The organism is Vibrio cortegadensis (genome assembly GCF_024347395.1).
GTDB lineage: Bacteria > Pseudomonadota > Gammaproteobacteria > Enterobacterales > Vibrionaceae > Vibrio > Vibrio cortegadensis.
On the sequence record NZ_AP025472.1, the window covers coordinates 176846 to 191814 of the forward strand.

General features: G+C 40.5%; 13 protein-coding genes. 4 read left to right on the forward strand and 9 right to left on the reverse strand.

The features are described from left to right. The first annotated feature begins 2 nt into the window (after positions 1-2). The 4 genes from aepX to OCV39_RS00830 are packed head-to-tail and all read left to right on the forward strand — an operon-like array spanning position 3 to position 4487. Positions 3-1298, forward strand: coding sequence for a phosphoenolpyruvate mutase (gene aepX, locus OCV39_RS00815; protein WP_261888740.1), 1296 nt, complete (start codon positions 3-5; stop codon positions 1296-1298). Next, positions 1298-2437, forward strand: a complete 1140-nt coding sequence (aepY, locus tag OCV39_RS00820; protein ID WP_261888741.1) for a phosphonopyruvate decarboxylase — start codon at positions 1298-1300, stop codon at positions 2435-2437. Before aepX ends, aepY begins: the two co-directional genes overlap by 1 nt. A 2-nt stretch (positions 2438-2439) precedes the next feature. Next, the gene (locus OCV39_RS00825; protein ID WP_261888742.1) at positions 2440-3522 is read left to right on the forward strand and encodes a phosphonoacetaldehyde reductase; all 1083 of its coding nucleotides are present in this window, start codon (positions 2440-2442) and stop codon (positions 3520-3522) included. Between the two features lie 14 nt (positions 3523-3536). After that, entirely contained in the window at positions 3537-4487 is a 951-nt protein-coding gene (locus tag OCV39_RS00830) for a sulfotransferase domain-containing protein (protein WP_261888743.1), read from the forward strand. A gap of 35 nt (positions 4488-4522) precedes the next feature. Here OCV39_RS00830 and OCV39_RS00835 read toward each other — a convergent pair whose 3' ends face one another. The 9 genes from OCV39_RS00835 to OCV39_RS00875 all read right to left on the reverse strand — a co-directional run bounded on the left by OCV39_RS00835 (position 4523) and on the right by OCV39_RS00875 (position 14645). Then, positions 4523-5497, reverse strand: a complete 975-nt coding sequence (locus OCV39_RS00835; protein ID WP_261888744.1) for an alpha-2,8-polysialyltransferase family protein — start codon at positions 5495-5497, stop codon at positions 4523-4525. Between the two features lie 13 nt (positions 5498-5510). After that, on the reverse strand, positions 5511-6866 hold the full coding sequence (locus tag OCV39_RS00840) for a 3-deoxy-D-manno-octulosonic acid transferase (RefSeq protein ID WP_261888745.1): 1356 nt from the start codon (positions 6864-6866) through the stop codon (positions 5511-5513). Then, positions 6863-7951, reverse strand: coding sequence for a lipopolysaccharide heptosyltransferase II (gene waaF, locus OCV39_RS00845; protein ID WP_261888746.1), 1089 nt, complete (start codon positions 7949-7951; stop codon positions 6863-6865). Before waaF ends, OCV39_RS00840 begins: the two co-directional genes overlap by 4 nt. Positions 7952-7963: 12 nt before the next feature. Beyond that, complete coding sequence (locus OCV39_RS00850) at positions 7964-8965, reverse strand: lipid A biosynthesis (KDO)2-(lauroyl)-lipid IVA acyltransferase (RefSeq protein WP_261888747.1); 1002 nt, start codon at positions 8963-8965, stop codon at positions 7964-7966. Positions 8966-9016: 51 nt separating this feature from the next. Continuing rightward, positions 9017-9961, reverse strand: a complete 945-nt coding sequence (gene rfaD / locus OCV39_RS00855) for an ADP-glyceromanno-heptose 6-epimerase (protein WP_261888748.1) — start codon at positions 9959-9961, stop codon at positions 9017-9019. A 205-nt stretch (positions 9962-10166) separates the two neighbouring features. Further along, the gene (locus OCV39_RS00860) at positions 10167-12530 is read right to left on the reverse strand and encodes a YjbH domain-containing protein (protein ID WP_390903241.1); all 2364 of its coding nucleotides are present in this window, start codon (positions 12528-12530) and stop codon (positions 10167-10169) included. A 2-nt stretch (positions 12531-12532) separates the two neighbouring features. Beyond that, positions 12533-13456 (reverse strand): capsule biosynthesis GfcC family protein, encoded by a 924-nt coding sequence (locus OCV39_RS00865; RefSeq protein ID WP_261888750.1) that lies wholly within the window; start codon positions 13454-13456, stop codon positions 12533-12535. A gap of 32 nt (positions 13457-13488) precedes the next feature. Then, positions 13489-14193 carry a YjbF family lipoprotein gene (locus tag OCV39_RS00870; RefSeq protein WP_261888751.1) on the reverse strand — a complete coding sequence of 235 codons (705 nt, stop codon included), beginning with the start codon at positions 14191-14193 and terminating at the stop codon, positions 13489-13491. A gap of 200 nt (positions 14194-14393) precedes the next feature. Then, positions 14394-14645: a hypothetical protein gene (locus tag OCV39_RS00875; protein ID WP_261888752.1), complete on the reverse strand. Its 252-nt coding sequence runs from the start codon at positions 14643-14645 to the stop codon at positions 14394-14396. Between the last annotated feature and the right edge of the window lie 324 nt (positions 14646-14969).

A 14969-nucleotide genomic window follows, 5' to 3' on the forward strand; every position in this document is an offset into this window, starting at 1 on the left:
TTATGAATAGTAAAAAAGTGTATGTAGGTATGAGTGCTGATTTGGTTCATCCAGGCCATATGAATATCTTGAGAGAAGCTGCAAAGTTAGGCGATGTGGTTGTTGGACTATTAACTGACAAAGCTATTGCTAGCTATAAACGATTGCCATATATGACATATGAGCAACGTAAAGAAGTTATTGAAAATATTAAAGGTGTAACAGCTGTTATCCCTCAGGAAACGCTGGATTACCGAGCTAATTTAGTATCTATAAAACCTGATTACATAGTACATGGTGACGATTGGAAAGAGGGCGTGCAAAGAGAAACTCGCACTCAAGTACTTGCTTGCATTAAAGAGTGGGAAGGCGAATTAATCGAGGTCCCTTATACGCAAGGTATTTCGTCAACTCAGCTTAACCAGTCAATTCGTGAACTGGGTACTACACCTGACATACGTAGAGCAAGGCTGCGACGCTTAATTGATGCAAAACCAGTTGTTCGAATTTTAGAATCTCATAATGCTTTAAGTGGCCTTATTGCTGAGACTGTTAAGTCAAGCAATGGCAATGAATTTGATGGTATGTGGAGTAGTTCACTAACTGATTCAACATCTAAAGGTAAACCTGATATTGAAGCAGTGGACGTATCAACTCGAATTAATACGATTAATGAGATTTTTGAAGTTACAACAAAACCAATGATTTACGATGCTGATACTGGTGGTATTCCTGAGCACTTTGCATTTACAGTGAGGACTCTAGAACGCACAGGAATCTCAGCTGTTATCATTGAAGATAAAACGGGACTGAAAAAGAATTCATTATTCGGAAACGACGTTGCTCAAACTCAGGATAGCATTGAGAATTTCTGTGACAAGATTAAAGCAGGTAAAGCGGCTCAGATCACTGACGACTTTATGGTGATCTCTCGTATTGAAAGTCTGATTTTGGAAAAAGGAATGGAAGATGCGTTAGCACGAGCGAAAGCGTATATCGAAGCTGGTACTGATGGCATTATGATTCACTCTCGTCGAAAGACGGCGTGCGAGATTTTGGAATTCTGTGAGAAGCTTAAAAAGTTTGCTCCATTAATTCCGATTATTGTTGTTCCTACAAGTTACAACCAAATTACAGCTGAGGAATTAGGACAGGCTGGAATCAACGTGATTATTTATGCCAACCATATGTTGCGAGCGGCATATCCAGGAATGAAAATGGTAGCGGAATCTATTCTTGAAAATGATCGTAGTTTAGAGGCTGAAGAGGCACTATTATCGATTAAAGAGATTTTAGAACTAATCCCAGGAACCAAATAATGATAAGTCCTGAGAATTTTTATAATGCTCTTAGTTTACAAGGGGTTAATTTCTTTGCAGGAGTTCCCGACTCTTTATTAAAAGAGTTCTGTGCATACATCACTGATAATGTTTCAGCAAAAAAACATATTCTAGCTGCTAATGAAGGTGGAGCTGTAGGCTTAGCTGTTGGTCATCATTTAGCAACAGGAAAAGTCCCTGTTGTCTATATGCAAAACTCAGGCTTAGGCAACACTATTAATCCTCTTCTTTCTATTGCAGATACTGACGTATACTCTATACCTATGCTATTGGTAATAGGCTGGAGGGGAGAACCTGGTGTAAAAGATGAGCCACAACATGTGAAACAAGGGGAATTAACTCTTCCTACATTGGATGTTTTAGGTGTTGACTATATTGTGATCGATCAGAATACGACAGATATAGAAAAATGCGTTGCTCGTTTACATAGTCAAGCTCTTGAATTATCGAAACCTATGGCCATTGTCGTCAAAAAAGGCACGTTTTCTGCTTTTAAGGGTAAAACTAAAGAGTCGACAGAAAAAGTTTTTGGTTTAAGTCGTGAAGATACAATAAAAGTTATTGTAGATCATTTAGGTAATGATGACTTTGTTGTGTCAACTACTGGTATGGCATCAAGGGAGCTGTTTGAATATCGAAAAATGAAGCAGCAAGCTCACTCTAATGACTTTTTGACTGTTGGTGGTATGGGACATGCGTCCCAAATAGCGACAGGTATAGCTCTTTCACGTAGTGATAAGAATGTGATCTGCATTGATGGAGATGGAGCTGCCTTGATGCATTTAGGTTCATTAGCTATCTCTGCTCAAACTGAGCTTAAAAACTTTAAGCATATTATTATCAATAATGGAGCGCATGACTCTGTGGGTGGGCAGCCTACGGTATGTCAGAAAATTGATCTTTCAACTATAGCGAAAGCTTGCGGTTATAATGTAATCGACTCCATTAATAATTGTTCTTCTGATTTATCTCGGGCGATAGATCAATTGAATAAAGTTGATGGTCCTGCATTATTAGAAGTGTTTGTAGATAGAGGAAATCGTAAAGACTTAGGTCGGCCAACAACGACTCCAATTGAAAATAAGCAAGCTTTTATGGATAAGCTAAAAAGGAACTAACCTTGCAGAAAGTATTTTCATATGATGAACTTTCCGAGAAAATACACGCCCATGATGGGCGTGTATTTTTTGTGTCAGGGAAGACATTCGAACTAACAAATATAAAAGAGAAATTGAAGCTAGAAGAGAATAGCTCGTATGTGCGTTTTTCAAAATTTTCAGAAAACCCAAATCTAGATGATCTGATTTTGGCGTTAGACGCATTTCGTCAGAGCAAAGCTTCTATGATCGTTGCGCTCGGTGGTGGGACTGCTATTGATTTAGCTAAATTAGTAAAATATTATTCGCAAACATATTTATGTGGTGATGAAGTAGAACCTGTTAACCCAGAGCGAAGCGATCCTATCTATCTTCTAGCTATTCCTTCCACATTTGGTACTGGCAGCGAATCGACTCATTTTGCTGTTCTTTATATTCAAGGGAAAAAGTTTTCTATTGCAGACAGTACGATGATGCCAGATGGGTACCTTTTAGATAGTAAATTAGCTGCAACATTACCTAAAAAAGTTAAAGGTTCAGCATGTCTTGATGCTTTATGTCAGGCTATTGAGTCATATTGGAGTGTTGATGCAACTAAATCGAGTAAAGAAATAGCTCAGTCAGCAATCTCATTAATTATAGCTAACTTCAAAGAGTACCTAACTGGAGACCGTGAGGCTAGTGAGAAAGTTGCATTGGCTGCAAACCTCGCTGGACAAGCTATTAACTTGACTAAAACGACGGCAGCTCATGCACTATCTTATGCTTTAACGTCTCGTTATGGAATTCCTCATGGACACGCTGTCGCTTTATGTATAAAAAACATGTTCAATGCGAATATGCTTAAAGCCAAAAAAAATAATTTAAGTGATTGTTGTATTGCAATGGAAGAAATATATTCTCTATTGAATGTTAAAAATGGTTCGGAAGCTTCAACGCTTATTTATGAATTGATGGAATTTAGTGGTCTTTTCCCTAGTTTATCTGACTATAAACAATTAACGGTGCAAGAAGTAAGTGATATTGTTGATAGTGTTAATTTAGAAAGACTTAGTAATCATCCCGTCAGCTTTTCCTCAGATGAACTTAAACGTATTTTTGATTAGTTAATAGGTGTTAAATGAAATTTATACGAAAAGAACAATTATTACATAATTTACTGTTAGTTGACGGTGTGGGTCGCTCTGGAAAAGTCATGCTGGCTGAAATTCTCACATGTCTAGAAAGGGTTCAAAAGCAAGAGTATCATGAGTTTTTGGAGTATATCCCTTTAGCGTATAAGTATGGAAAAATTGAAAAAGATATGGCGGTATCTATCCTTAGAACTCAGGTGGACACCGAGCTATATAATGGAATGATTGGTCGAAAAATTAATGCAAGGCCAACTGACTATACAAGTATATATAAATATCATTCTCCAGAAGTATATTTAGAAAGACAGGTTCTTATGGATGGTCCGATTGTTTCGGAAAGAGTGAAAGAAGAGAATCCTATTTATATGTGTTGGTGCCATGATTTAATCCAAAAATCTGAAGTGGTATTTGAGGCATTTGAAGATAAAGCTAAAATCGTTTATATAAACAGAAGACCTATTGATATCATTTATGAATGGAATCAAAAAGGTTTCGGTGATCGTGTAGGGGCAGATCCAACTGAGATGCAGTACCTTGTCGAACATGAGGGTAGTGTTGTTCCTGAGCTTGCTATAGGTTGGGAAGATGAGTATTTAGCTATGAACCCCTTTGAGCGTGTTGTTAAAATGATACATACATCGTTCAAACGGAATTATGAATCTCTAGTTTGTGCAGATAAAAATAGAGTCATGATTGTTGATTTTGAAAATCTAGTTACCGAGCCAATGTTAGTTATTGATGTATTATCGGAATTTCTTGATTCAAGGCCTAAATCTATGATGAAAAATGTTTTAGAAAGAGAGAACTGCCCGAGAATTTTAGATGAAGAAGTATTTTTTAACCGTAAAAATGAAATTATGAATTTGATTTCTAAAGATAATGTTCGCTATTTAAATGAGCTTGAATATTATTATTCAGAGATATCAAAAATAAAATGATAATAAATGCCACCATTTGGTGGCTTTTAATTATGTTATTTATATTTGAATTGATTTTTAATGATGTCGTTAGTCTCGAGTGCAACTTGACAACTAGCCATATTATTAGGTTCTAATATTTTAATTGGTATTTCACTATAAATTACAGATAAAGTGTATAGTGCTGTTGATGAATAGCCTATCAATTGAGACAGCTTAAGATTTGACTTGGCTATTTCTAGTTCAATTGGGAAGCTTGAATCATGATATTGAACTCGTTCTAATAAACTAACTCTTTTTTTTACCATTTCAGCTTCCATTCTATGTGGGAAGTACGTGATACATTTGTCTGTTTTTGAAAGGATGGTTTCTAATTCAGAAATGTAATCATCAAGTTGAATACAGTCTGGTCTAGCGTTTATGTTAGCCTCTCCTATGAATCCAATGTTTGATGATGGATCGTAACAAGCTTGGCTATTAAGCATCTTTCTTAACCCAAGCATTTTATTTTTTCTAATAACACACTTGTCATTTTCTAGAGAAAATACGGAAAATATCTCTAGATTATTATTGTAAGGCACGTAGTTAGCAGGCTTTAATCCTTGAAGTGCTACGAGCAGATCATTGATTATTCTTCTTCTTATATATGGCTTTTGAGGTCGGATCAAGTTTTCATGCTCGACTAATGTCGCCGAACCATCATCAAAGTATACTATATTCGTGTTTGGAAAATTTTGGATAAATAAGTTGCTTCGCCAGCCATGATATTCACTCAAAAAAATCCTTTCAATATTAGCATTGTGATTTTTAATTTTTTTGATTACAGCTGGTATCCGAAATGTTCTTTGAGTTCGTGGTATTTTAATTATTTCATCCCAAAGTGATTCATCTAAAATTGCCGACATGTTTTTCTTACCACGTTCAGCTTCTTGTTCTACATAAACGAGAATGTTATTTTTGGTTTGATAAAAAAGTCGTGCTTCATTTGCACATAGGTATTGAAATGGAGAGGTAATAACGAATACGTTCATAAATATTTATACCTTATATTGCATTTAAAGTCGTGATTAAAGATCCCTGATTGAGCTGTGAGAAAGCTATAGCTACTTGTGATGTAGTATTTCTTATTTCTTTGTATTCTATCATTTGTGATATATGCCCACTTAAGTTATTAGCTGTGGATACAATAATACCACCCTGAATTAACAGCTCATTAGTGATCTCTTCAAAATTAAAATAACTCGGCCCAGTAATAACAGGAACACCCAAAGCCGCAGGCTCTAACACATTATGTCCACCGACTTTATCACCAAGTAAGCTACCGCCCACAAAACAGACATCTGCTGCGCCCATCAGCACTAGCATTTCACCCATAGTATCACCAAGATAGACTTGGGTTTCTGTTGATAGGGTTTTAGTTGCTAGGTCTTTAATTGCCGAAGCTTCGGTTGATGAGGTTCCAGCGGCTGAGGCTCCAACGGTGATAGTTTCATCCGAGGTGCGCCTTGTGCTTGTAAACTTAAAACTTTTACATAGATCAAAAACTTCATCAAAACGTTCAGGGTGGCGAGGGACAAGGATCAGCAACGCATTAGGATGCTGCTTTAATACTTCTGCATGAGCAGCAAGCACTTGCTCGTCTTCCCCTTTATGCGTACTAGCCGCAATCCATACCGGACGATCAACCCCCAACTGTTCTCGTAGAGCTTTACTTTGTTCAATGGTTTGATCAGAGATAGAGATATCAAATTTGATCGAACCTGTGGTCACTAGCTTCTCTTTACTAACACCAAGCTGAGCAAAGCGTTCCTTATCGGAATCAAATTGGCATAGCACTTTCGTCAAACATTTTTCAATTTGATTAAATAGAGGTTGAACCTTAGCGTAGTTCAGGAAAGATTTTTCAGATAGACGCGCATTCACCACATAGATAGGAATGCCGGCTTGGTTTACTGCGTTAACCGTATTCGGCCACAATTCGGTTTCAATGATAAGCATTTTACTTGGCTGAATCGCTTTCAAGAATCCTTTTACAGCAAAAGTAAAATCCAGTGGCATGTATCGGTGTTCAATCATTGTGTGAGCACTTGCTAACTTGGCTATTTGCTCTGCACCCGTGCTTGTTGTTGTGGTCACAATAATCGGTTGCTGCGGGTTTTGCTCTAGCATTTTTTTGATCAGTGGCGTGGCGGCAATGCTTTCCCCTACCGACACAGCATGAACCCAAATAGGTTTGATATTACGGTTTTCTGCTGCATTGATAAACGGAGGTGTGACGCCAAAATGCTCTTTCCAACGAGAACCAAATTTAGGTTTATTGGGTTTCGACTTATATAACCCAAACAATAATAGGGGGGAAGCTAAGCTAAGCAGTAGCGTATAGATCAAGCGAACAATCATGCTTCACTCGCTTGGTTTGGTTGCTCTTTCGCTAGTACTTTGACTGATTGACGTTCTAAGCACTCTAAAACTTGCGTAGGGTACAACTCTTTCATGCACTTCGAATGACCAAGTGGGCATTCGCGTTTTTTACACGGAGAGCACTCAATACCAGTGTAAAGAATATCGCCCGTATGAGTTAATGGCGGCGCATAATCCGGAGAGGTTGGGCCGTAAACGCCGACAACATAGCATCCAACCGCCGATGCCACGTGCATCAATCCAGAGTCATTACTCACCACGCTTTCACATGCAGCGAGTAGATCAACCGCTTCAATTAACGACGTTTTTCCCGCCAAAATATGAATGTTGGAGTGAAACTCAGATGGAATGCTACTGACAATGTTTTCACAAACCGGTAAGTCGTTTTGAGATCCAAATATCCATACTTGATAGCCTTTCTCACACATTGTTTCAGCGACGGTAGCATAGTGCTCTTGTGACCACATTTTTGCTGTACCAAACGCCGCGCCAGGGCTTAAACCGATGGCCTTTTGGCTACGATTGAGCTGATGCTTTTCTAAAGCGGCATCTTGTGCGATTTTATCAATATGTAGGCTAGGGTAGGGTTGTTTGTCTAATCCGCCAAGCGAACTCGAATCGATCATGTTCACTTTTGGATAGCCAAGAGCAATGTATCGTTCAACCATATATTGGAACGATTTTTTGTTCGGGCGAATATCGTTCAACAAACCGTAACGCATTTCACCTGTCCACCCAATACGGGTTGGAATGCCTGCAAACCAAGGGATCAGAGCTGACTTGGCTGAGTTTGGCAGGATATAAGCGTGTGTGTAATGCTCGTTTTTCAGCTGTTTTCCTAAGCCACGACGGCCAAAGAAATTAAACTCACCATGACCAAGAGGCATTTCAATGGCTTGATTGACCTCCGGCATACGTTCTAGGATTGGTTTGCACCACGCCGGAGCCAAGACATCAATCAAGGCGTCTGGATCTTGCTGTTTGAGAGTCATATAGAGTGATTGCGACATCACCATATCACCGATCCAAGATGGACCAATAATGAGAATTTTTTTTGCAGACATCACTTCGTCTCTCTATTCATTATCTTTTTGTGACGCATTTACTTGCTCCGCATAGCGTGATCGCATTTCTCGGTAGAAATGACGTCCATCGGTCTGTGTGCGTAAAAATCGTAGCGTCCACATATAGTGTTCAGGTTGCTTTCCGACAAAACTCTCAATCGCTTGATTCATCTCTCGCGCATTTTCTGCATCACTGCCATTTTGCGCTATCGGAGGAAGGAACTCTATCACGTAACGGCCTGTCTCTGGATCTATGGAAGCGAAAGTAGGAATGACGATCGCTTTAGATAGCTTTGCAACCTTTGCTAAACCTGGAAATGTGGCTTTGGTGGTGGCAAAAAAATCAACGAACTCACTTACCTCTTCACCATGATCTTGATCGGGTGAGTAATAGCCAAAGTAGTTGCCTTTAATGGCTTTCACATAAGGTTTTATTCCGGCAGAGCGCTCATAAACTCTGCCACCATATTGCACTCGTTGTCGGTGCATCAGCCAATCGGATATCAGATTTTTCTGCTGCTTGATCATGGCAACTAAAGGGATACCTTGCGAAGCCAATACTACGGCTGGCACATCAATTGCCCAAGAGTGTGGAACGAAAAGAACAAACTTTTCTTCTCGTTCTATGCATTGATCCATATGGTGTCTGTTGATCATGTCAGTATTAGCTTGTAGCCACTTTGCTGAACGTGATGAAAGCAAGCTGAATCGCATCATCACGATACCAGCAGAGTATAAGCTCTTATACACTAATGTTTCACGAGCGGTATTATCGAGCTGAGGAAAACAATGTAAGAGGTTAGCTCTGATATTATTAACAGCATTACGATTGGACTTGATCATATGTGACGCAATCAAATGTGCTAACCATTTATGTACTTTGAGTGGCAATAGGGCAAATGGCACGGAGAGTATAACGGCTAACCAGGTTCCCCAATATTTAGGCGCAAGAAATCGCCACTCAAAAGTGGGGTTATAGGCTTTAGGATCAAAATCGTTTTGGTTTTTATTCATAATTTTTCTAGAGTGATACTTCGCTAAATACCAGAGTGTCTTTCTAACCCATTACTTATTAATCATTGGCATGTATTCAGCGATACCTTCCGCTACGGATTTAAATTGATGCTGACATCCTGCCGCTCGCAATTTGGTTAAGTCAGCTTGAGCGAATTCCGGATAGGTTTCTTTCAATAACGCTGGATCGTCAATCGCCTCAATCTCACTTTTCCCATGATACTGAACAACAGCTTTAGCCATATCGCCTAAAGATTCAGCTTGGCCCGTTCCGACATTGTAAATACCAGAGATACCATTTTGTAAAAACCAAAGATTTACCGCGACAACATCGCTCACGTGTACGAAGTCACGCTTAAAGTGTTCGCTGCCAGCTACAATAGTCGGTGCATTTCCTGCGTTGAGTTGTTGGTTCAGTTGGAATGGGAGTGAAGCCTGCTCACCTTTATGTTGATCGCGCGGGCCGTAAACACTGAAATAGCGCAGAGCGGTAATTTGAGAAAGCGTTTCACCGTGCGCTTCTGCATCTTCCCATAAGCGGCGAACATAGTTATCGAACTGCTGTTTAGAATAACCGTAAACATTCAGTGCACTTTCAAATTGCTTCTCTTCAATGAAGTTGTCGCTGCGATCACCATAAATTGCCGCTGATGACGCGTAAAGGAATGGGATTTGACGCTCTAAACAGTAATGCAGCAGCTCTTTTGAATACTCATAGTTGTTGAGCATCATGAATTTTCCATCTGTTTCAGTTGTATTAGAGCAAGCACCTTGATGGAAAATCGCGTCAATTGGGCCAAACTCTTCGCCAGACATTAGCTGAACTAGGAAGTCATCACGATCCATATAATCGGTGATATCAAGATCGACTAGGTTTTCAAATTTCTTACCATTTTTTAGATTATCGACAACCAGAATGTCGTTAATGCCCGATTCGTTTAATGCTTTAACAATGTTGCTGCCAATCATGCCAGCGCCACCAGTAACGATAATCATAAATATTCCACCAAAGATAAAAAATACTTAAGAATTTTAGCAGAGAAGAGAAATGGTTACGAGTATGTCATGTGGGTTGGTTTTAAGTGGTAAGTATGGATATCGATTCAAACAAAAAGGCTGACAAAAATGCCAGCCTTTGGTTTTTTATTTGCGTGCTCTTTATTTATGAGTCCGCTAGATTCGTACGTCGTCGCTTCATGGTTTACTCAACGCTGTTAGGGCGCTGATACCACTGGCTTCTTGCGTCTGTCTCATCAAACAGGTGATATTTACGGTTCAGAGTTTGTCCGCCATCACGAGTAATTGGCTGCCATGCAATATTGCCGCGGCTGGTGCTTGGCTTAACGGTTAAAATATCAAATGGAATCGAGATGTAGAAACCTTTGTTATAGCTGCCTTCACCATACTCTTCGGTGGTTAAATCCGTTACCGTTGCAAACGCACCGACAATCATGCCTGATTTAAACTGCTTAGAGAAATCGACGCGGGTACCCATATCGCCGCCTAAGAATTTACCGACACTCACCTTAAATAGCGTGTTCTGCAATAGAGACCATTCCGGCATGTAGTAACCGGTTAGTTGCCCTGTTGTGCCTTTATCTAACACATACGCTTGGCAGTTAACTTGGCCAGGAGAGCAGTTGCTAGCATCATAGCCGTCGTAATACACATAGGCTGAATCAAAAGTACCGAACCAGCTATCAGGGTCACGTTGAGAAATAAGGTTGGCATCTAAACCAATCGCCCAGTTCTTGTTCATTGGTCGATACAGTACTTCACCACCCACACCAGCAAACATGGTTTCTAGGTAGCCACCGTAAGCTTGGGTATAGATCTCATCAGTTGGTTGTTCAAACCAAGTGAGCTGCAAATTACTCAAGCGTATAGGGTTATCATGTACATAAGATCGGAACATAGTACGAACACGAGGTACGGCAAAGTTATTGATATGTGGGTTTTGCTCAATGTAGTTAAATTTGTCGTAGTTATCCGCCAAATTAAAGTAGATTGAACCACTCGCTTCTAGGTTATCTGTTAGCCACAGATTAGCGTCAGTATTGAAACCGATGTTATATAGGTAGAAAGCCTCTGGCCCACCTAGAGACTGTGACAGTACAGGTGATAAACCAACATTCCAGCGCTCTTTATTGGTCGCAAGCATTGAGCTTGTTGAGGCGCCTGATGCACTTTTCTGTTGGCTTCCGCTGTGTGGTTCAACTTGCTGCGTTGCATCACTCGCCTTGGCACCAATGTATTGATAAGTTGCCGCTTGACGATATTGCTCTGCATCGACTTGAGTTTCTGTTAGGTCAATACCGTGGTTATTTTCAACGATACGATAAGTTGAAATGGTTTGCGGAGTGTTGTTTGCAAGAATGGCGGCCGCACGATCAACCGCTTCATCACGGTTGCGGTACTTAACTTGCTTACCCGTTACAATTAAGGTATCGCCATCTTGTTCAATAGTGCTTTGCTCATAACCCGCATTGTTTTCTAATTGCTGTGCGACCTGCTGCCAATCGGTGGATTGTTTTTGATCTGCATTCGTACCTTCACCGTTGGCGAACTCCGAAGGTCGAGCTGACACCGCTTGTTTTGGTTCATCGCGCCATACCGCTTTCATTTCATCAAAGTTGGTATACAGATTGAATCCGAACGTAACGGTATCGCCACGTTGGTAGCTGAGTTTCGCATCGCCCCAATTACCGAATTGATACAGCACACCAATGTTCCATGGTGTGTGTTGAGGCATTGGTTTTCCGCCGCGAACTACAGGAGAATCTTCGCTGTAATCGTTGGCGTCATATTCGAGTTTTAAACGCAGTGGCTGATAAGGGGTTTGATACTCAATGCCACCATATAAAGCCGCAGGGCCTTTAAACCAACGTTCAAAATCAACACTACCACCAGATCCTTTATAGTCATCTTGGCGGTCGCAGAACTTATCACTGACTTTACAAAACGGATTGGTGAAGTTGCCACTTTGACCGATATAGCCCCAGCCCATGCCTAAAGTGACATCAAGCGGGCCAAAGTTTTTAGTCCCAGCAATAAATTCACCATCAAACAAACCTGTACCGCCAAAATCACGGACACCGATAGACGTTTCAGGTAACCAGTAGCTCTCTTCTAGTAAGCGGAATTTAAAATCGATCCCTTTATCGGTATATAAGTTATCGCCACTGTAATTAGGGTCTGGGTTAAACAGCATGTCTGGCACGCGGGTATAACGAATAGTGGTTTCGAACCAAGGGAACAGCTGAATAGAGGTGTAGTAGTGTTGGTAGTCTTCATTAATGTTGACACCAAAATTAAACTCGCCCTCTTTTGTCATTCGTCCGCTTGGCATCTGCATTAAGCCCACACCGCCAAAATCGGTTTGAGAAGGACGTAATTGGACGGGATGCAACTTGTTAACCGTTTGTTCGCTGGTGGTGATAGATTCATTTGCGAACGCTGGATTTAATACTAGTAACAGTGAAGTAGAAACCAGAGTTCTAGAAATCAGGGCTGTAGCGTTGAATCGTGCTGAACGTGAGGCTGATTTATTAATAGAGTAAGTCATCATTAACCTTTAACCCCATGTTGCATTGGATTGTTCTGTATGAAGCTGTTTTTTATAAAGCTGTTTTGTATAAAACCAAGCAGAGTGACGATATCCTGTTCTAGCTTTTCAAGATCATTATCAAACACGCTTAAACCTGAAGAGTTAAAGCCGATAAAAACAGTGCTACCGGGCATTAGGTTCATATGCTGGTTATTCCAGTAAGCGAAGCCTACTTTTTGAGTTCTGCCGTCAGGGGAAATGACCCAGGCATCGCTATTGTTTGATTGAGCGAGTAGAGCCGTTTGTTGAATGTAGTCGTCAAGTTGTTTGCTCGCGCTAAAAGGTTGCTGCGTTTGTTCAACAAGACCAAAAAAAAGAACAGTATCAGGGCGTGAATTTAACTCTAAAGCATAAGACCCAGGAAGCGAGGGATTAAGAGATGGGTCTAAGCGAATCGTATCTAAATCAAGGTTGATATCTTCACGGTATGCGAACGACAGCTGTTTGAGTTGCTGGAGTAACATCGCTGCGTTTTGTTGGTAATCAATGTCTGAACTTAATGCTTCAAGCTGTTGAACAACACTATTGAACAGCGCGTCTGCTTGACTCTGTTTATCTAAATTAAACAGCTTATAGCCTTCTGGGTATGGAGAATGAGAAGAGGAATTAGCTGAGGCGGTTTGAGCTGCATATTCTTGAGTGACATATTCTTGATCGAAATATAGCTGATTAAGAGCATCACTTAGGACGCGATCGAGTCTAACACTTTGATCATACTCCAAGCCAATACCTTGCGGAGTCATTGATACCGTTGTGTTCTCTCGGTTGTCGGTGGCATTCGCAGAGCTGATAACCCCTAACGGCAAAGCCAGCGCCAGCAAACCGACCTTAAGCCATTTAAGTGGCAAATTGATTGATAAATTCATCTTAGTTACTTTGGACATGGTTACTCTGGACATAGTTATTCTGGACATAGCTACTCCGCAAAAGGCTTAAGAATATCGATTTCGATACGGGTCATATCAGGGCCGACATATTGAATGCTTTTGACTACGTTTCCGTTATCGGTAATCCAATATTGGTTAGTGAAACTCTGATCCAATTGAGGGAGATGAACCTGCTCTTGCCATTGAGTGGTATTTTTCGACCATATTACAGAGTCAAGTTTCTGTTTGCCCTGCTTTATTAGAGTGATATCCGCTTGATAGCCGTAGTGATTACCTTTAGGCCAGTCATAGGTCGCATGCTGAACCTTGCCCTCTATCCACCCATTGTGGGTTTGGGAATCTGAGTTAGTAAGGGGTTGGTTTATAACGTTAGAGCGACGAGCAAGATTTTCAGTTGGCAGTTTCAACGTTTTGATTACTTTGCCATTCTCAGTTACCACCATTGCATTGTCTGATGATACCCACTTAAGCTGAGTATTTCCCGTTGCTGGATTATTCTCAGCAAACGCCAACACCATAAACACGCGAGCGCCATCGTTAAAGCGCATATAGCTGCTGGCATAAGGCAGCTTGTTAATATCTTCAGCTGTCATAGTGATATCATCAAAGCCATAGACGGCCTCTTTGATGGTGTCATTTACATGCGAAAATTTTTGTACGCAGCCAGTGAGTAGTACCACGCCCAGCAAGCCTGCGACTTTCCAAGTAGAACTACCAAAATGATTGAATTTCATGAGAGAAAACAGCCCTGTATTAAATTTTTGAGTAATCCTTAATAGGATATGTCGGAGCCTAGACTTTGAACGTTAGTTTATTATTAACTGTGGTGCTAATAAAGAGTGAGTCATAGCAAAAAACCAACGCTTTCACGTTGGTTTTTATTATCTAATCAAGTACAAACAATCGCGATTGTTTGTACTGCTAATTAGCTTAATTACTTACCAGTAGAACCAGTAGTACCAGTAGTACCGTCGTTGCTGCCTGAAGCAACTGCTACAGCTGTTACTGCTACAGCAGCGCCAACAGCAACAGCCGTTGTTGTTGCAGCACCAGCCGCAGCACCAGCCGCAGCAGTACCGCCAGCAGCGCCACCAGTAGAAGCACCAGCCGCTGCAGTTTCAGTTGCTGCGAAAGCAGAAGTAGAAGCCGCAAGTGCAACTAGCATTGTTAGAGCGATACGTTTCATATCTTTTCCTTGTTAAATATACAGTTTTAAACATCGATGTTTGAAGCTCATATTAAACTTCAATTGTTGATGATAATGTAACCAGAGGCATATTGTAAACCAAAGGCGTAGGTTTTTGGTTATTACCGAACATCACTCCTTATTACTAGCCCCGTTTTTTTATGTTATTAATTGCACCGTAGACGCAAATATGGATAATAACCACTCTCTTTTTTGAGTATAAAATAAAAAGAATAATTAAAATTGAATGAAACATCTGAGCGACTTGCTTCGCGACAGATGGCGCAGTGTGGTTTGCGTTGACACCAATGGGCGGTAGCGTAT